Raw genomic sequence first — 17,944 nt, 5'->3', positions numbered from 1 at the left:
TCAGATCTCTGTGGCAACCGGGCTTCCCCCACCCCGCTGCCCGCGACCCGAAGGAAGCCCGCCTACGTGCCCAGACCACCGATACGCACCGGCCACAGACGCGCCGCTCCGGGGCGCAGACTGGCCCTATTCACCGCCGCTGTCGGCCTGTTGACGGTCCTTCCGGCACTGCCCGCCGTGGCCGACGACTTCAGTGCCAGCCCGGCCGATCCGCTCCTTGCAGCCCAGGCGCAGGCCGAGTCCACCGGCAAGTCCGTCCCGGTGGACGCGCTGACCACCGAGGTCTCCACCACCGAGGCACTGCCTGACGGCACCTTCACCAACACCACCAGCGCGCTGCCGACCCGGGTGTTCAAGGACGGCGAGTGGACCCCGCTGGACGCCACCCTGGTCTCCGACGGCCACGGCGGCTACGCGCCCAAATCCACCCCGAACGGCGTCACCCTCTCCGGTGGCGGCGACGGCCCGCTGGTCACCCTCACCCACGCCGACGGCCCCAGCATGGCTCTGACCCTGCCGTTCACGCTGCCGAAACCGGACGTCAGCGGTGACACCGCGGTGTACCCATCGGTGCTGCCCGGCGTCGATCTGTCGGTGTCCGTCACCGACCAGGGCGGCTTCAGCGACGTCCTGGTCGTGCACGACGCGGACGCGGCGGCGAACCCTCAGCTGAAGAAGCTCACGCTGGCCGCCGACACGCAGGGCCTCTCTCTCGCCACCGCTGACGGCGACACCATGACCGCCACCTCAGCCGACGGCGATCTGACCTACACCAGCCCGCAGCCGGTGATGTGGGACTCCGGCACCACACCCACGAAGACCGACGGTCCGGCCGCCGGCACGGCCTCCTCCGTGGACGGCCCGGGCCCCGGAGCCGACACCGAGCCGGTCGCCATGACCGCCACGAGCAAGGCCGTGACGCTGACCCCGGACGCGGGCATGCTCACCGACCCGGACACCACCTATCCGGTGTACATCGACCCGTACACCAACCCGGTCTCTTCCACCGCCGGCCACTACACCGAGGTCTACTCCAGCTCGGCCTGCGACAACTCGCCGCAGTACGACAAGGCGCAGACCAACGGGCAGGGCGTGGGCTACCAGCGGTGGGGCGGCGCCTGCGGGGTCGGTCTGGAGCGTTCCTACTGGGCGATCAACACCGGCGGACTGCACTCGTCGTTCGTGGTCTACGACGCCTACGTGAAGATCTCCACCACGTTCGCGGCGAGCTACAACTGCAGCCAGAACCAGCCGCTCACGCTCCACACCACCAACGCGATCAGCTCCAGCACCGACTGGCTGTCCCGGCCCGGCGTCCACGACACGGCCTTCCCGCCGGTGACGGACACGGTGCCAAGCGGCGCCAACTCCGGCAGCTCCTGCAGCAACAGCACCGCCACCTTCCACGTCAAGGACCAGGCACAGAAGATTGCAGACCAGGACGGCAACGGCTACGACGCGAGCGGCACCTTCGGTGACGGCACCAACACCTGGACCATCGGCCTGTACGGCAACGAGTCGCAGACCTCGGGCAACGACGACTACCTGCGCATGTCGACCACGCTGACCCTCACTACCAAGTTCGACATTCCGCCGGGCATACCGAGCAACCTGCACATGACCCCGGCGGCAACCGGCGCCTCGGCCGCCTGCACCACCAGCGGCGTCGGCTGGATCGGCGCCACCACCTACTCGGACGCCGGCAGCAACATCACCCTGCACTCCACCGTCACCAGCCAAATCTCCGGCGAGAACGTCAGGGCGCACTACTACGTCTGGGACCGCACGGTCGACCCCGACGGCGACGGCAACGGTGCCTCCGTCTCGACCCCGGACAGCGGGTGGCTGGCATCCGGCACCGACGCGGCGATGAAGATCGGCGCCACCCTGAAGGACGGCCACCAGTACGGCTGGGACGTCTACGCCGAGGACGACTCGCCCGACCAGAACCTGACCTCGGGCAAGTCCGACCACTGCTGGTTCAACACCGACTTCACCGCGCCGCCCACCCCGGACATCTCCGGCAACCCCGCCTTCCCGCAGGTCGGAACCGCGCGTGAGGGCGACCCCGTCTACGCGGGCCCCGGCAAGACCACCGACTTCACCGTGGCCGGCACCGACGCCCCCTCCAGCGACGACACCTGCGACCCCGGCGCCTGCAAGTCCAGCGGCATGAAGTCCTTCCTGTGGCAGCTCGACTCGCCGCCCACCGACGCCGACGGCCAGACCGCTGCGGTCTCCGGCACCGACAGCCAGGGACGCTCCACCGCCACCATCCCCGTCCCGATCCGCGACTGGGGCGTGCACACCCTCTACGTCGCCGGCGTCGACAAGGCCGGGAACATCTCCACCAGTCCCGCCGGCTACACCTTCACGGTGCCGTGGGATCCGGCGACCAAGATCAAACCGGGTGACATCTCCGGCGACGGCGTCCCCGACCTGCTCGCCACCACCAAGACCGGCGACCTCGACCTCATCCCCGGCAACCAGGACCCAGCCCAGGCCACCGCTCCGGTCCACAGCGACCCCGTCACCGGCACCCCGCCGGCCGTCACCGGCCCGGTCACCGTGTCCACCAAGGAGGACTCCCCCGACGGCACAGGCTGGAACAATTACGTCATCGCCCACCGCGGCAACCTGCACGGAGCAAACGGCGACGACCTGTGGGCGTACAACAAGACCAGCAAGAACCTCTACATCGTCAAGAACGACCTGGACCCCATCGACGACGCGTCCTTCCCGGCATCGCCCTGGTCCACCTTCGGCGGCTTCGCAGGCAAGCGGTTCGACCTCGTCGTCAAGGACACCTGCGCACTGCCTGACGTCGTCGCGGACGACACCCGCTGCCGCAGCACCGACTACGACAGCAAGAGCTGGAACGTCAGCCAGCTCATCGCTCCGGGCAACGTCTTCGGCAACACCAACGACTACCCCGCCGTCATCACCGTCGAGAACAAGGAACTCTGGATCTACCAGTCCGACGGCGGCTACCACCTGAAAAACCCGATCCTGCTCGGCGACGGCGACTGGACGACCCAGACCCTCATCGCCGCGGGCACCTTCAACAACAAGCCGGTCCTCTGGTCCCGCGACAACGCCACCGGCCAGCTGTACAGCTATCCGATCACCATTGACCCGACCACCCTGGTCCCGACGCTCCTCCACCCGGGCACGCACACCAGCCTGGGGCTCACCCTGTCGCCGGCCCTCTACCCCGTGGTCGCCTCCCCCGGTGACGTCAACAGCCCGGTCCAGACCGGTGACACCAACCCGGGCGCCCCGGACGGCAACCCCGACCTGTACGCCGTCGGCCCCTTCGGCCAGCTCGTCGAATACAACTACCGCCAGAGCCCGGTCCTGACCTCCCCGCCCACCTACGGCTTCGCCCCGCCGGTCTCGCTGGGCTCGGTCACCGACACCGCCACCCACTGGTGGAAGCTCGCCGAAGGCAGCGGTACCACCACCGCCGACAGCACCGGCACGCTGAACGCCACCCTGTCCGGCGGCTACTCCTGGACCACCGACACCACCCGCGGAAACGCCGTGACCCTGAACGGCACCACTGGATACGCCGGCACGACCGGCCCGGCCGTGGACACCTCCAAGAGCTTCACCGTCTCCGCCTGGGTCAAGCTCAACTCAATGACCGCCAACAGCACCTTCCTCTCCCAGAACGGCACCACCAACAACGGCTTCCAGCTGTACTACTCCTCCGGCGCCCAAGCCTGGGCGTTCGGCCGGCACAGCGCGGACGACAGCAGCGCCGTCTGGAGGGCGACCTACGGCGGCAAGCCGGTCGCCGGCCGCTGGACCCACCTGGTCGGAATCTACGACGCCTCCGCCAAGGAGATCCGCCTCTACGTCGACGGCAAACTGTCGGCCACCAGGGACTGGACGTACACCCCCTGGAACGCCACCGGCCCCGTCCAGATCGGCCGCAAACTCTCCTCCGGCACCTACGGCGAATACGCCAACGCGTCGATCAGCAACATCCGCGTCTACCCCACCGCCCTGCCCCCCGCCGACGCCTCGGCCACCGGCGACAGCCCCAAGGTCGCCCAGCTCGACTGAGCACCGGGCTCGGCACGCACCCAGGGCCCGCCCCGGCTTGACCGGGACGGGCCCCGTCGTTCCACGGCCTCCACTGAGGCGATGCTGTCGGAGAAGCAGCGCCCGCCGCGCCTCTTGCAGTCGTCTCGGTAGGGGCGGTCTCGCAGGCAGCCCGTCGCGATCCCTGCGTCCTCACAGCGTCCCCAATTTCTCCCTCGGACGCTGGTTCAGTCCGCTGCTACGGCTCCCGTCTGACCCGTTTACGCAGGTCAGTGCAGTGCGACCACTGCCCGTCGGGGCCTCGTTGTACTCGCGAGCAGCGGATTCGGTCCGTTGGGGCGGAGTTGATGCTCCAGCACACAGGAGGAACGTTTCCGCATGTCAGGGAACGTTTCTGGTGGGGCGGGTGGGACTCGAACCCACGGCCGACGGATTATGAGTCCGCTGCTCTAACCGGCTGAGCTACCGCCCCATAGCGGCGTGTCGCGTACATGTGTGCGCGCCGTCTGCCGCAGCATAGCCGCTCATACGATCTCCTGCTTCGCATGGTCGGCTTCACATGACCTTGAGGACTCCGCCCCGGGCCGGGTGGTTCCCTCGGACATGAAAAAGGACCCCGGCGGGGTCCTCGTTCAGCATGCTCCCCCGACTGGACTCGAACCAGTAACCTGCCGGTTAACAGCCGGCTGCTCTGCCAATTGAGCTACGGAGGACCGAGCTCCCCCGACTGGACTCGAACCAGTAACCTGCCGGTTAACAGCCGGCTGCTCTGCCAATTGAGCTACGGAGGAATGCCTCGTTGCATCGAACGTACCTACCTGGGTATTCGCCAGGGGGCGCGCGCTCGCTGCGACACATACATTAGCGCAAGCAGGGGGGTGCTCCGCCAATCGGTTCCCCCCGCGCCAACGCCGCACCGCAGACCTACGCAAGGGAAGGGTGGCCGCCATGCGCTACCGGCTCACGTTCATCGCCGGACTCGCCCTGGGTTACGTCCTCGGCACGAGGGCCGGGCGCGAGCGCTACGAGCAGCTGAAGAAGTCCGCATGGCAGGTCGCGCAGAACCCGGCGGTCCGCAACACCGCGGAGTCGGCCGCCCAGCAGGGGCGCGTCCTGGCGGGCCGGGCGGCCCACGCGGTCGGCGAGAAGGTCAGCGATCACGTACCCGACGCGGTGACCCAGCGCATGCGCGCCATGCGAGCCCACCACCCGAACGGCGCAGGCACGGACGACTGGGGCACGAGCAACACGTAGCGGGCCCTCTCGGCACCGGACACCCCCATATCCCTGGGGGCGCGGGGCCGTGACATTTGCGGCTCCGCCGCGGGGCGCGACCGGCCCAGGACGGCCCTCACCCGAGATACGACGTCACCCCAACGGCGCCCAGCGGCGAAACCCGGCGGCGCGGTACGGCAGAATTTTCCCATGGGGATAGTCGCCGGGTTGGACAGTTCGCCCGATTTCACTCGCATCGTCGTCTGCGACACGGACACCGGAGCCGTGCTGCGGCAGGGCTATGCGCCGCACCCGGTGGACAACCCCGAGAGCGGCCGGCCCTCCGACATCGATCCGCAGGCCTGGCTGCTCTCCCTCGGCGAGGCCGCCGGCGGCGGGCTCCTGGAGGGTGTGCAAGCCATCGGGGTCTCCGCCCAGCAGAACGCACTCGTACCGCTGGACGCACAGGGCAACACCGTGCGGCCCGCCATGGTCGGCGGCGACAAGCGGGCGCAGGTCGCGGCGGCCGACCTGGTCGACGCGCTCGGCGGCCGCGAGGCGTGGGCGCAGGCGGTGGGCTCGGTGCCGCAGGCGGCGCAGTCGGTGACCAAGCTGCGCTGGCTCGCCAAGAGCGAGCCCGAAAACGCCCGGCGGACGGCGATCCTGCTCCAGGCGCACGACTGGCTCGTCTGGCAACTGCTCGGGCGGCCGGTGCGAAGGACCACCGACCGCGGCGGGGCCTCCGCCACCGGGTACTGGTCGGCGGCCATCGGTGGCTACCGGCCCGAACTGGTCGAGCTGGCGCTCGGTCACCAGGCCATGCTGCCGGAGGTGATCGGTCCCTCCGACGCGGCCGGTACGACACCGGAGGGGCTGCTGATCTCCGCGGGGACCGGCGAGACGATGGCCGCCGCGTTCGGGCTCGGCCTCGGGCTCGGCGACGCGGTGGTGTCGCTCGGCGCTTCCGGGTCCGTGATGGCGGTGCACCCCGAGGCTCTCGTCGACCAGACCGGCATGATCACCTCGCTGGCCGACGCCACCGGCATGCACCTGCCGGTCGTGACCACCCTGAACGCCGTACGGACCCTGCGCGGCACCGCCGAACTCCTCGGGATGCCCGACCTGGAGAGCCTGTCCGACCTGGCGATGAAGTCCACGCCCGGGTCGCACGGACTGGTCCTGCTGCCCTATCTGGAGGGCGAGCGGACGCCGAACCTGCCGCACACGGCGGGCACCCTGGCGGGCCTCAGACGCGAGTCCATGAGGCCCGAGCACCTGGCGCGGGCCGCCTTCGAGGGCATGCTCTGCGGGCTCGCGGACGCGCTCGACGTGCTGCGCGGGCGGGGCGTCGACGTGCGACGGGTCTTCCTGCTGGGGCAGGCCGCCGAGCTGTCGGCGGTGCAGTCCGCCGCGCCCTCGCTGTTCGCTGCGCAGGTCGTCGTACCGCAGCCCGCCGACTACGCGGCGATCGGCGCCGCCCGCCAGGCGGCCTGGGCGCTCGGCGTCTCCCAGGGCGCGCTCGATCCGCGCACCCCGCCGGCCTGGCAGGGCGCGGCGGCGCAGGTCCTGGACCCCGGTGACCAGCTGGCCGTGGGGCAGGCGGTGCGGCAGCAGTTCATGTCGGTGCGCGAGCAGACCCACCCCGGGGCGTTTCGGTCGTAAGGTCCGCAAAGGAGTCGCAAGAGGCCCGCTGGAGCACGGCTGTCGGATTAATCGGTTGAGGTAACGCGGGTGGAGTGTCCGACGATAGGGGCCACGGGCAACCACCTCGCCCCCCACCGCCGACTCCGAGAGACGTAGCGTGCTCATACGACTTCTGCGGACCTATCTCAGGCCCTACAGGAAACCCATCTCCATCCTGGTGCTGCTGCAGTTCCTGCAGACCTGCGCCACCCTCTATCTGCCCACCCTGAACGCGGACATCATCGACAACGGTGTCGTGAAGGGTGACACCGGTTACATTCTGTCCTTCGGTGTCCTGATGATCGGCATCTCGCTGGCGCAGGTCGTGTGCAACATCGGCGCCGTGTACTACGGCGCGAAGACCGCGTCGGCGCTCGGCCGGGACGTCCGGGCCGCCGTCTTCGACAAGGTGCAGTCCTTCTCCGCACGTGAGGTCGGTCACTTCGGCGCCCCCTCCCTCATCACCCGTACGACCAATGACGTCCAGCAGGTCCAGATGCTGGCCCTGATGACGTTCACGCTGATGGTGTCGGCGCCCATCATGTGCGTGGGCGGCATCGTCCTGGCCCTCGGCCTGGACGTACCGCTGTCCGGGGTCCTGGTGGCGGTCGTACCGGTGCTGGGCATCTGTGTGACGCTGATCGTGCGCCGGCTGCGCCCGCTGTTCCGGTCCATGCAGGTACGCCTGGACACGGTGAACCGGGTGCTGCGCGAGCAGATCACCGGCAACCGGGTGATCCGCGCCTTCGTCCGCGACGAGTACGAGCAGGGCCGCTTCGGGAAGGCGAACGGCGAGCTCACCGACATGCAGCTGGCGACCGGCCGGATGCTCGCGCTGATGTTCCCGATCGTGATGACGGTGGTGAACCTGTCGTCGATCGCGGTCGTGTGGTTCGGCGCGCACCGCATCGACAGCGGCGGGATGGCGATCGGCGATCTGACCGCGTTCCTCGCCTATCTGATGCAGATCGTGATGTCCGTGATGATGGCCACCTTCATGTTCATGATGGTGCCGCGCGCGGAGGTGTGCGCCGAGCGCATCCAGGAGGTCCTGGAGACCGAGTCCAGCGTGGTGCCGCCACTCGCTCCGGTCGGCGAGCTGCGCCGGCACGGCCATCTGGAGATCCGCGGGGCCGGGTTCCGCTACCCGGGTGCCGAGGAGCCGGTGCTGAAGTCCGTCGACCTGGTGGCCCGGCCGGGTGAGACGACCGCCGTGATCGGCTCCACCGGCAGCGGCAAGTCGACCCTGCTCGGGCTGGTCCCGCGGCTGTTCGACGCCACCGACGGCGAGGTGCTCGTCGACGGCGTCGACGTGTCGGGCCTCGACCCGGTGCTGCTCGCCAAGACCGTCGGGCTCGTCCCGCAGAAGCCGTACCTGTTCGCGGGCACGGTGGCCACCAATCTGCGCTACGGCAATCCGGACGCCACCGACGAGGAGCTCTGGCACGCGCTGGAGGTCGCGCAGGCCAAGGACTTCGTGCGGAAGCTGGAGGGCGGTCTGAACGCCCCCGTCTCCCAGGGCGGCACCAATGTCTCCGGCGGTCAGCGCCAGCGCCTGGCCATCGCCCGCACCCTCGTGCAGCGCCCGGAGATCTATCTGTTCGACGACTCCTTCTCCGCGCTCGACTACGCCACCGACGCGGCCCTGCGCGCCGCGCTCGCCCGGGAGACCGCCGAGGCGACCGTGGTGATCGTGGCCCAGCGCGTGGCGACCATCCGGGACGCCGACCGGATCGTGGTCCTCGACGAAGGGCTGGTCGTCGGCACCGGCCGGCACCACGAGCTGATGGCCGACAACGAGACCTACCGGGAGATCGTGCTCTCCCAGCTGACGGAAGCGGAGGCCGCCTGATGGCAGGGCCCATGGGACGCATGATGGCCGGGGGCGGCCCCGACCAGCGCTCGATGGACTTCAAGGAGTCGGGCAAACGGCTCATCGCCCGGTTCAAGCCCGAACGGCTGACCATCTACGCGCTGCTGCTGTGCGTCGTCGTCAGCGTGACCCTGAGCGTCATCGGGCCGAAGATCCTCGGCAAGGCCACCGACCTGGTCTTCGCGGGCATCATCGGCCGGCAGATGCCGGCCGGGGCCACCAAGGAGCAGGTCCTCGACTCCATGCGCGAGCGGGGCCAGGGCTCCGTCGCGGACATGCTGCAGAGCACCGACTTCACCCCCGGCAAGGGCATCGACTTCGACGCCGTCGGGAACGTGCTGCTGTTCGCGCTCGGCACCTTCCTCGTCGCCGGTCTGCTGATGGCGGTGGCGACACGGCTGGTCAACCGGGCCGTGAACCGCACGATGTACCGGATGCGCGAGGACGTGCAGGGGAAGCTGTCGCGGCTGCCGCTGTCGTACTTCGACAAGCGCCAGCGCGGCGAGGTGCTCTCCCGGGCCACCAACGACATCGACAACATCGGCCAGACGCTCCAGCAGTCGATGGGCCAGCTCATCAACTCGGTGCTCACCATCATCGGTGTGCTGGTGATGATGTTCTGGGTGTCGTGGCTGCTGGCCCTGGTCGCGCTGGTCACCGTGCCGCTGTCGTTCGTCGTGGCGACGCGTGTCGGCAAGCGCTCGCAGCCGCACTTCGTGCAGCAGTGGCGCTCCACCGGCAAGCTGAACGCGCACATCGAGGAGATGTACACCGGGCACACCCTGGTGAAGGTGTTCGGCCGGCAGCAGGAGTCGGCGCAGCAGTTCGCCGAGCAGAACGACGCGCTGTACGAGGCCGGGTTCAAGGCGCAGTTCAACAGCGGTGTGATGCAGCCGCTGATGATGTTCGTGTCGAACCTGAACTATGTGCTCGTCGCCGTGGTCGGTGGTCTGCGGGTGGCGTCCGGCACGCTGTCGATCGGTGACGTGCAGGCCTTCATCCAGTACTCGCGGCAGTTCTCGATGCCGCTGACCCAGGTCGCCTCGATGGCCAACCTGGTGCAGTCGGGCGTCGCTTCGGCGGAGCGGATCTTCGAACTCCTGGACGCGGAGGAGCAGGAGGCGGACCCGGTGCAGGGCGAGCGGCCGGCGGAATCGGCCGGGCGCGTGGCGCTGGAGCATGTGTCGTTCCGGTACGAGCCCGAGAGGCCGCTGATCGAGGATCTGTCGCTGAAGGTGGAGCCGGGGCACACGGTCGCGATCGTCGGCCCGACGGGCGCGGGCAAGACCACGCTGGTCAATCTGCTGATGCGGTTCTACGACGTGTCCGGCGGGCGGATCACCCTCGACGGCGTCGACATCCGCAGGATGTCCCGGGACGAACTCCGGGCCGGGATCGGCATGGTGCTGCAGGACACCTGGCTGTTCGGCGGCACGATCGCGGAGAACATCGCGTACGGCGCCTCCCGCGAGGTCACCCGGGGCGAGATCGAGGAGGCGGCGCGGGCGGCCCACGCCGACCGTTTCATCCGTACCCTGCCCGACGGCTACGACACCGTGATCGACGACGAGGGTACGGGCGTCAGCGCCGGCGAGAAGCAGCTCATCACCATCGCGCGGGCGTTCCTGTCCGACCCGGTGATCCTGGTGCTCGACGAGGCGACCAGCTCCGTCGACACCCGTACCGAGGTGCTGATCCAGAAGGCGATGGCCAAGCTGGCGCACGGGCGGACGTCGTTCGTCATCGCGCACCGGCTGTCCACGATCCGGGACGCCGACACGATCCTGGTGATGGAGAACGGCTCGATCGTCGAACAGGGCGCGCACGCGGAGCTGCTGGCCGCGGACGGTGCCTATGCGCGGCTGTACAAGGCGCAGTTCGCGCAGGCGGTCGCCGAGGTGGACTGAACGGGTTCGTACCGCCGGGGGCCGCTCGCCGTGGGGTGAGCGGCCCCTTTCAGTCCAGGTAGCCCCGCAGTTGGTCGGCGAATGCGTGGTCGCGGAGCTTGTTGAGGGTCTTCGACTCGATCTGGCGGATCCGCTCCCGGGTGACGCCGAAGATGCGTCCGATCTCCTCCAGGGTGCGGGGGCGGCCGTCGGCGAGTCCGTAGCGCAGTTGTACGACCTTGCGCTCGCGCTCCCCCAGGGTCGACAGCACGGCCTCCAGATGCTCCCTGAGCAGCAAGAAGGCGGCCGACTCCACGGGGCTGGTGGCGTCGCCGTCCTCGATGAGGTCACCGAGGGCGACGTCGTCCTCCTCGCCCACGGGCGCGTGCAGCGAGACGGGCTCCTGGGCGAGCCGCAGCACCTCGCTGACCCGCTCGGGCGGCAGGTCGAGGTGGGCGGCGACCTCGTCGGGGGTGGGCTCGTAGCCGCGCTCCTGGAGCATCCGGCGCTGCACCCGCACGACCCGGTTGATGAGCTCGACGACGTGCACGGGCACGCGGATGGTGCGGGCCTGGTCGGCGAGGGCGCGGGACATGGCCTGCCGGATCCACCAGGTGGCGTAGGTGGAGAACTTGTAGCCGCGGGCGTAGTCGAACTTCTCGACGGCCCGGATGAGCCCGAGGTTCCCCTCCTGGACCAGGTCCAGCATGGTCAGCCCGCGCCCGATGTACCGCTTGGCGACGGAGACCACGAGCCGGAGGTTGGCCTCGATGAGCCGGCGCTTGGCCATCCGCCCCATGACGACCAGTTTGTCCAGGTCGAGGGCGAGCCGGTCGTCCAGGTCGGGGGTGCTGCCGAGCTTCTCCTCGGCGAACAGCCCGGCCTCGACCCGGCGGGCGAGCTCGACCTCCTCGGCCGCGGTGAGCAGCGGGATACGGCCGATCTCGCGCAGGTACTGGCGGAACAGGTCCGAGGAGGGGCCGCTGGTGTCGGGGCGGGGAGCGGGCGGTTCGGCGGGCTCGGGGGCCTGTGCGGCCAGTGCCTCGGCGGGTGGCTCCGCCGGTTCGGACGGGGCCTCCGGCTCCGTCTCGGGGTGCAGCGCGACACGGCCCTGCGGGGGCACGGCCGCGAAGACGTCGGTCTCCGCGTCCGGCTCCTCGGTCGTGCCGACGCCGGTCTGTGTGAGGGTCTGGGTCTGCACGGGGGCGACCTCCAGGATGATCGCTGCCAAGGAGTACGGCAGCGGTACTTCGGGGACGGAGTCGACGGCCTCGCCGCTGTCCGTCCCGTACGCGATGAGAGGAACCGCGGGGGTGTGGGACCCGTGGGGGACGGATCGGCCGCGCTCCGAGGACTCAGGCACCGGAACCCAGTGTGGGGTAAGACACATCGCCGCCACGAGGGGCGTGCGGTGACTTTTTGCGTCCGAGTCGTGACCGCGTGGTAACCCTGGCGTATGCGAACCGCTCAGAGAGCGGCCGCACCCTGCTCCTGAAGCGCCTGGCCGTACTGCTGCAACACCCACAACTCGTTCTGTACGGCGGCCAGATGGGCCGGGTCGGCGTTGCTGCCGAGGCGGGTGAGGGTGATCTGGATGTCGTGGATGCGGCGGTCCACGGCTCGGCGGCGGACCGTCACGAGCTGGTCGCCCGCGTACGCCTCGTCGACCGTGCGGCGCATGATCGCCTCGACCGCCAGCTCGGTGACCATCGCGCGGACCGTGTCGTCGGGGGCCGCCTCACGGACCCGGACCAGATACTCCTGCGGGTCCTGTACGCCGTACTCGGCGCCGCCCGCGTCCAGGACGGCCTGGCGTACGGCGGCGTAGGGCGGGGCGGTGAACTCGTCCACGCCGTACGCGTCGAACGCCGGGGAGACCAACTCCGGGCGCTGGAGGGCCAGTTTGAGCAGCTCGCGTTCGGTGGCGTACACCGGGTTGCGGAGGTTCAGGGCCGGGCCGGGTCCTGCGGGGCGGGCGGAGGCCGCCGCCTCGTACTGCTGGGGGGCGCGGGAGGCCGGGGCCTGGCCCCTGCCGCCGCCCCGCTCACGGGCCCAGCGGGCCAGCTGGGCGACCCGCTTGACCACGAACTGGGTGTCCAGGATGCCCAGCATCCCGGCCAGCTCCACCGCGACCTCGTGCTGCGCGCCGCTGTTCTTGATGCGGGCGACGATCGGGGCCGCCTCGTCCAGGGCGGCCGCCCGGGCCGCCGGGGTGTCCAGGTCGTAGCGGTTCACGATCTGGCGGAGGGCGAACTCGAAGAGCGGGGTACGCGGTTCGACCAGGTCGGCGACCGCCTCGTCGCCCTTGGCCAGGCGCAGCTCGCAGGGGTCCATGCCGTCGGGCGCGATCGCGATGTACGTCTCGGCGGCGAACTTCTGGTCGTCCTCGAAGGCGCGCAGGGCCGCCTTCTGGCCGGCCGCGTCGCCGTCGAAGGTGAAGATCACCCGGGCGCTGCCGTTGTCCATCAGCAGCCGGCGGAGGATCTTGATGTGGTCGCCGCCGAACGCCGTGCCGCACGTGGCGATCGCGGTCGTCACTCCGGCGAGGTGGCACGCCATGACGTCCGTGTAGCCCTCGACGACGACCGCGCGGCTGGCCTTCGCGATGTCCTTCTTCGCGAGGTCGATGCCGTACAGGACCTGGGACTTCTTGTAGATCGCGGTCTCGGGCGTGTTGAGGTACTTGGGCCCGTTGTCCGCCTCGTACAGCTTGCGGGCGCCGAAGCCCACCACCTCGCCGCCGATGTCGCGGATCGGCCACATCAGGCGGCCGCGGAAGCGGTCGATGGGGCCGCGGCGGCCCTCCTGGGAGAGGCCGGACAGGAGCAGTTCCTTGTCGGTGAAGCCCTTGCCGCGCAGATAGCGGGTGAGGTGGTCCCAGCCCTGGGGGCTGTAGCCGACGCCGAAGTGGACGGCGGCGGCCTGGTCGAAGCCGCGCTCGGCGAGGAAGACCCGGCCGGTCTCGGCCTCCGGGCCGGTGGCGAGCTGTTCGGCGTACCACTGCGCGGCGATCTTGTGCGCCTCGACCAGGCGGATGCGCTCGCCTCGCTGGTGGGCCGGGTTGTATCCGCCCTCCTCGTAGCGCAGGGTGATGCCGGCCTGGGCCGCGAGGCGCTCGACCGCCTCCGAGAAGGAGAGGTGGTCGACCTTCATCACGAACGTGATGGTGTCGCCGCCCTCCTGGCAGCCGAAGCAGTGGAAGAGTCCCTTGCTCGGGCTGACCTGGAAGGACGGCGACTTCTCGTCATGGAACGGGCAGAGGCCCTTGAGGTTGCCGCCGCCCGCGTTGCGCAGCTGGAGGTACTCGGACACCACGGCGTCGATCGGGACCGCGTCCCGAACCGCCTTCACGTCCTCGTCGTTGATCCGTCCTGCCACGTGGTGATTCTACGGGGCAGAACTGACACTCCTGGGGCGTGACGTCTCACGGACCGGCACTCACGGCACAAGGCTTTCGAGCGGAACGTGCGGGTCCGCCAGGGCCTCCGTGTTCACCCGGGTCGTGGAGCGGATCAGCCGCTGGATCGGCTCTGTGACGTCCCACACATTCACATTCATCCCGGCCAGCACCCTCCCCTCCTTCACCCAGAACGCGATGAACTCGCGCTTGCCCGCGTCGCCCCGGATCACGACCTCGTCGTACGACCCCGGGGGCGCCCACCCGCTGTACTCCATCCCCAGGTCGTACTGGTCGGAGAAGAAGTAGGGCACGCGGTCGTAGAGGACGTCCTTGCCCAGCATCGCGCGGGCCGCCGCCGGGCCGCCGTTGAGCGCGTTGGCCCAGTGCTCCACCCGCAGCCGGGTGTCGAACAGGGCGTGCGGGAAGGACGCCACGTCGCCGGCCGCGTGGATGTCGGGGTCGGAGGTGCGCAGCCGCTCGTCGACCGCGACGCCACCGCCGTGGGCACGGCCGGCGATCTCCAGCCCCGCGGCCTCCGCCAGACCGATGCGCGGCGCCGCGCCGATGGCCGCCAGCACGTCGTGCGCCGGGTACTCCTCGCCGTCGTCGGTCCGCGCGGCCAGCACCATGCCGTCCTGGCCGACGATCTCCGTCAGCCGGACACCGAAGTGGAAGCGGACACCACGCTCGCGGTGCAGTTCCTCGAAGAGGTTGCCGAGCTCGGGGCCGAGGACGCTGTGCAGCGGGGTCGGCAGCGGCTCGATGACGGTCACCTCCGCGCCGTATTCGCGGGCCGCCGCCGCGACCTCCAGGCCGATCCAGCCGGCGCCCGCGATCACCAGATGGCCGTTGTCCCGGCCGAGGGCGGTGAGGACGCCCTTGAGGCGCTCGGCGTGCGCGAGACGCCGCAGATGGTGGACGCCCACCAGGTCGGTGCCGGGGATGTCGAGGCGGCGGGGCTCGGCGCCCGTGGTGAGGAGCAGCTTGTCGTAGTGGACGAGGGTGCCGTCGTCGCCGAAGCGCACGGTCTTCGCGGTGCGGTCGATCGCGTCGACGGTCTGGCCGAGGTGCAGCTCGATGTCGTTCTGCGCGTACCAGGCGGGCTCGTGCACGAAGACGCTGTCGCGCTCCTCCTTGCCGAGCAGATAACCCTTGGACAGGGGCGGGCGTTCGTACGGGTGGTCGCGTTCGTCGCTGATCAGTATCACCCGGCCGGTGAAGCCCTCAGCACGCAGCGTCTCGGCCGCCTTCGCGCCGGCCAGACCTCCTCCGACGATGACGAATGTCTGATCCGCGTCGACCACTTGATGCCTCCTCGTAAGGGTGCCGCCACATGCGAGCGTCCCGCACGCAGCGTGATGCGGGAAGAGGGAGTGCCCCGATCAGGCCACGGAGGGTCACTTCCCTGTCACACGTACCTCGTCAGTCTCACGTGTCGGTCACACGCGCCCCGTCAGGCGCGCGTGGAGCGAGCGGGCCGAGGCGTCGGTGAGGGAGGCGATCTGGTCGACGATCACGCGTTTGCGGGCGTGATCGTCGGGTGCCCCGTCGAACAGCGCGCGAAACTGCGGATCCAGTCCGTCCGGCGCGCGGGCGGTCAGCGCCTCGGCAAGTTCGGCGACGACGACCCGCTGGTCGGCACGGAGCCGCTCCTGTTCGGCGCGCTGCATGACATACCGGTCGGCGACCGCCTTGAGGACCGCGCACTCCATGCGGGCCGGTCTCGGTACGACGAGTTCGGCGCCGTAGCGGGTGAGGCCGCCGCTGCCGTACGCGGCGCGCGTGGCGCCCTCGGCGGCCAGACAGAAGCGGCCGATGAGCTGGCTGGTGGCGTCCTTGAGGCGGGCCTGGGCCACCGCCGTGCCGTCGTACCCGTGCGGCCACCACTCCTGGTCCTGGAGCCGGTCGAGGGCCTCGGCGAGTTCGGCCGGGTCGGTGTCCGCCGGGACGTACCGGCCGACGGCGACCGCGAAGACCGCCTGCCGCTCGGGCTCGGCGTGCAGGCAGTTGGGGTCGATGTGGCCGGCGTGCAGGCCGTCCTCGACGTCGTGCACCGAGTACGCCACGTCGTCGGCCCAGTCCATCACCTGGGCCTCGAAGCACGTGCGCGTGCCGGGGGCCTCCTTGCGGACCCAGTCGAAGACGGGCCGGTCGTCCTCGTAGACCCCGAACTTGCGGGACTTGGGGTCGGTGGGGTGGGCGCCGCGCGGCCAGGGGTACTTGGTGGCGGCGTCCAGCGCGGCGCGGGTGAGGTTGAGGCCGACGGAGCCCTGCGCGGTGAAGCGCTTGGGCTCGATGCGGGTGAGGAGCCTGAGGGACTGGGCGTTGCCCTCGAAGCCGCCGCAGTCCTCGGCGAACTCGTTGAGCGCCTGTTCGCCGTTGTGACCGAAGGGTGGGTGGCCGAGGTCGTGGGAGAGGCAGGCGGCCTCGACGAGGTCGGGGTCGCAGCCGAGGGCCGCGCCCAGCTCGCGGCCGACCTGGGCGCACTCCAGGGAGTGGGTCAGCCGGGTTCTGGGACTGGCGTCCCACGCCTGGCTGCTGGTTCCCGGGGTGACCACCTGTGTCTTGCCCGCGAGGCGGCGCAGGGCCGCGGAGTGCAGGACGCGTGCGCGGTCTCGCTGGAAGGCGGTGCGGCCTGGGCGTTTGTCCGGCTCTGGCGCCCAGCGGTCGGCTGACGCCGGGTCGTAGCCGGGGAGGGGTTCGGGTTCGGTGCCTGTGCCTTCCATGGTTCGACAGTAAGCGTCGGCAGTGACAATTGGGTGTTGGTGGGTGCCTACTCGGCTGCCGAGTTGTGTCGGTTTGCGGCTGCGGGTCTCATGTGGCTTGCCGCGCCCACGCGGCGGAGCCGCATATCGACGCAGCCCCGCGCCCCTCAAGCGGCTGTCGTGGCCGGGGTTGCCAAGGTCTGGTCGTAGCGGTGCAGTACCAGGCGGGTCATCGCCTCGTGGGCGCCCAGGGGGGCCGAGGCCAGCCACGGGGCTGCTTCGGCGCACTGTGTCGCGAAGCGGCCCGGGGCCGTGAAGCAGGAGGCCACAGCTATGCGGTGGCGGCCTCGGGCGGTCAGGGAGCGTACGGCCGCTTCGACGGTCGGTGTCGCGGCGGAGGCGTAGGCGGGGACCACGGGCACGCCCAGGCGCTCGGCGAGGAGGCGGGCGGTGCGGCGGGTGTCGGCCGCGGAGTCGGGGTCGCGGGAACCGGCCGCGGCGAGGACGACGGCGCCGTTGCGGCGGACGGGGTCGTCGGCGCCGGTGCGCCAGCCGGCCTCGACGAGGCGGGTGTACAGGGTCTCCACGAGGAGCGGGTGCGGGCCGAGCGGGGCGGCCACGCGCGTGCGTGCCGCGGCGGCGGCCGCCATCTCGGGGATGTCCCGCTTGACGTGGTGGCCGCGGCTGAGCAGGAGCGGTACGAGCACGGCGGGCGTGTCGCCGAGGGCGGCGAGGGTGTCGGGGAGCAGGGGCTCGTTCAGCTCGATGTGCCCGAGGTGCACCGGCACGCCGGGGCGCAGCTCCCGTACCCGTTCCATGAGCAGCCGGACGGTGTTCAGCGCGCGCGGGTCCCGGCTGCCGTGCGCCACGAGCACGAGGGCGGGCGGGGCGGGGCGGCGCCTGCCCTGGAGCGAGACGAGGCTGAGCCGGCCGGCCAGCTCGCTGCCGATGCTGCTCATGATGTCCGCCGTGCTGTCGAGGTGGATGCGGGACTCGTCGCGAGGAGGGTTCGACGCCGTCATGGAAGGATCCTGGCGGCCGGAGATTGCACCCCCGTTGCGCCGCGGTGACAGGTATTTTCCGTGGGTTCACGGCACGGGCCCCGGCGCTGTGAGGTGAACCGGATCACTGC

Annotated in this window: 10 protein-coding genes and 3 tRNA genes; 5 read left to right on the top strand and 8 right to left on the bottom strand. The window is 70.4% G+C overall.

All coding sequences use genetic code 11. The features are described 5' to 3' along the window. The first annotated feature begins 66 nt into the window (after positions 1–66). The gene (locus tag ACFY1J_RS02940) at positions 67–4,071 is read left to right on the top strand and encodes a LamG domain-containing protein (RefSeq protein ID WP_390706441.1); all 4,005 of its coding nucleotides are present in this window, start codon (positions 67–69) and stop codon (positions 4,069–4,071) included. A 374-nt stretch (positions 4,072–4,445) separates the two neighbouring features. Here the strand turns inward: ACFY1J_RS02940 and ACFY1J_RS02935 are convergent. The 3 genes from ACFY1J_RS02935 to ACFY1J_RS02925 form a co-directional block, all read right to left on the bottom strand. After that, positions 4,446–4,522 (bottom strand) — tRNA-Ile (locus ACFY1J_RS02935). Between the two features lie 168 nt (positions 4,523–4,690). Further along, positions 4,691–4,763 (bottom strand) — tRNA-Asn (locus ACFY1J_RS02930). A 5-nt stretch (positions 4,764–4,768) separates the two neighbouring features. Beyond that, a tRNA-Asn gene (locus tag ACFY1J_RS02925) sits at positions 4,769–4,841 on the bottom strand. A 157-nt stretch (positions 4,842–4,998) separates the two neighbouring features. On the opposite strand from ACFY1J_RS02925, the gene ACFY1J_RS02920 reads away from it, so the two are divergent. From ACFY1J_RS02920 to ACFY1J_RS02905, 4 genes are all read left to right on the top strand, one after another. After that, positions 4,999–5,304 carry a YtxH domain-containing protein gene (locus ACFY1J_RS02920; RefSeq protein WP_390706442.1) on the top strand — a complete coding sequence of 102 codons (306 nt, stop codon included), beginning with the start codon at positions 4,999–5,001 and terminating at the stop codon, positions 5,302–5,304. 171 nt (positions 5,305–5,475) lie between these two features. Continuing rightward, on the top strand, positions 5,476–6,927 hold the full coding sequence (locus tag ACFY1J_RS02915; protein WP_390706443.1) for an FGGY family carbohydrate kinase: 1,452 nt from the start codon (positions 5,476–5,478) through the stop codon (positions 6,925–6,927). A 139-nt stretch (positions 6,928–7,066) separates the two neighbouring features. After that, the gene (locus ACFY1J_RS02910) at positions 7,067–8,800 is read left to right on the top strand and encodes an ABC transporter ATP-binding protein (RefSeq protein ID WP_390706444.1); all 1,734 of its coding nucleotides are present in this window, start codon (positions 7,067–7,069) and stop codon (positions 8,798–8,800) included. Further along, positions 8,800–10,728: an ABC transporter ATP-binding protein gene (locus tag ACFY1J_RS02905; RefSeq protein WP_390730473.1), complete on the top strand. Its 1,929-nt coding sequence runs from the start codon at positions 8,800–8,802 to the stop codon at positions 10,726–10,728. Before ACFY1J_RS02910 ends, ACFY1J_RS02905 begins: the two co-directional genes overlap by 1 nt. Positions 10,729–10,777: 49 nt before the next feature. On the opposite strand, the gene ACFY1J_RS02900 is transcribed toward ACFY1J_RS02905, so the two are convergent. From ACFY1J_RS02900 to ACFY1J_RS02880, 5 genes are all read right to left on the bottom strand, one after another. Further along, entirely contained in the window at positions 10,778–12,070 is a 1,293-nt protein-coding gene (locus ACFY1J_RS02900) for an RNA polymerase sigma factor (RefSeq protein ID WP_390730472.1), read from the bottom strand. A gap of 104 nt (positions 12,071–12,174) precedes the next feature. After that, on the bottom strand, positions 12,175–14,085 hold the full coding sequence (dnaG, locus tag ACFY1J_RS02895; protein WP_390706447.1) for a DNA primase: 1,911 nt from the start codon (positions 14,083–14,085) through the stop codon (positions 12,175–12,177). Positions 14,086–14,145: 60 nt separating this feature from the next. Further along, positions 14,146–15,411: an NAD(P)/FAD-dependent oxidoreductase gene (locus ACFY1J_RS02890; RefSeq protein ID WP_390706448.1), complete on the bottom strand. Its 1,266-nt coding sequence runs from the start codon at positions 15,409–15,411 to the stop codon at positions 14,146–14,148. Positions 15,412–15,546: 135 nt separating this feature from the next. Continuing rightward, complete coding sequence (locus ACFY1J_RS02885) at positions 15,547–16,833, bottom strand: deoxyguanosinetriphosphate triphosphohydrolase (protein WP_390706449.1); 1,287 nt, start codon at positions 16,831–16,833, stop codon at positions 15,547–15,549. A 146-nt stretch (positions 16,834–16,979) separates the two neighbouring features. Next, positions 16,980–17,834, bottom strand: coding sequence for a sirohydrochlorin chelatase (locus tag ACFY1J_RS02880; RefSeq protein WP_390706450.1), 855 nt, complete (start codon positions 17,832–17,834; stop codon positions 16,980–16,982). Positions 17,835–17,944: the final 110 nt, after the last annotated feature.

This window comes from Streptomyces sp. NPDC001406 (assembly GCF_042895285.1).
GTDB lineage: Bacteria > Actinomycetota > Actinomycetes > Streptomycetales > Streptomycetaceae > Streptomyces.
The sequence above is the reverse complement of the archived record's forward strand: the minus strand, read 5'-3'. Positions and strand labels throughout refer to the sequence as shown.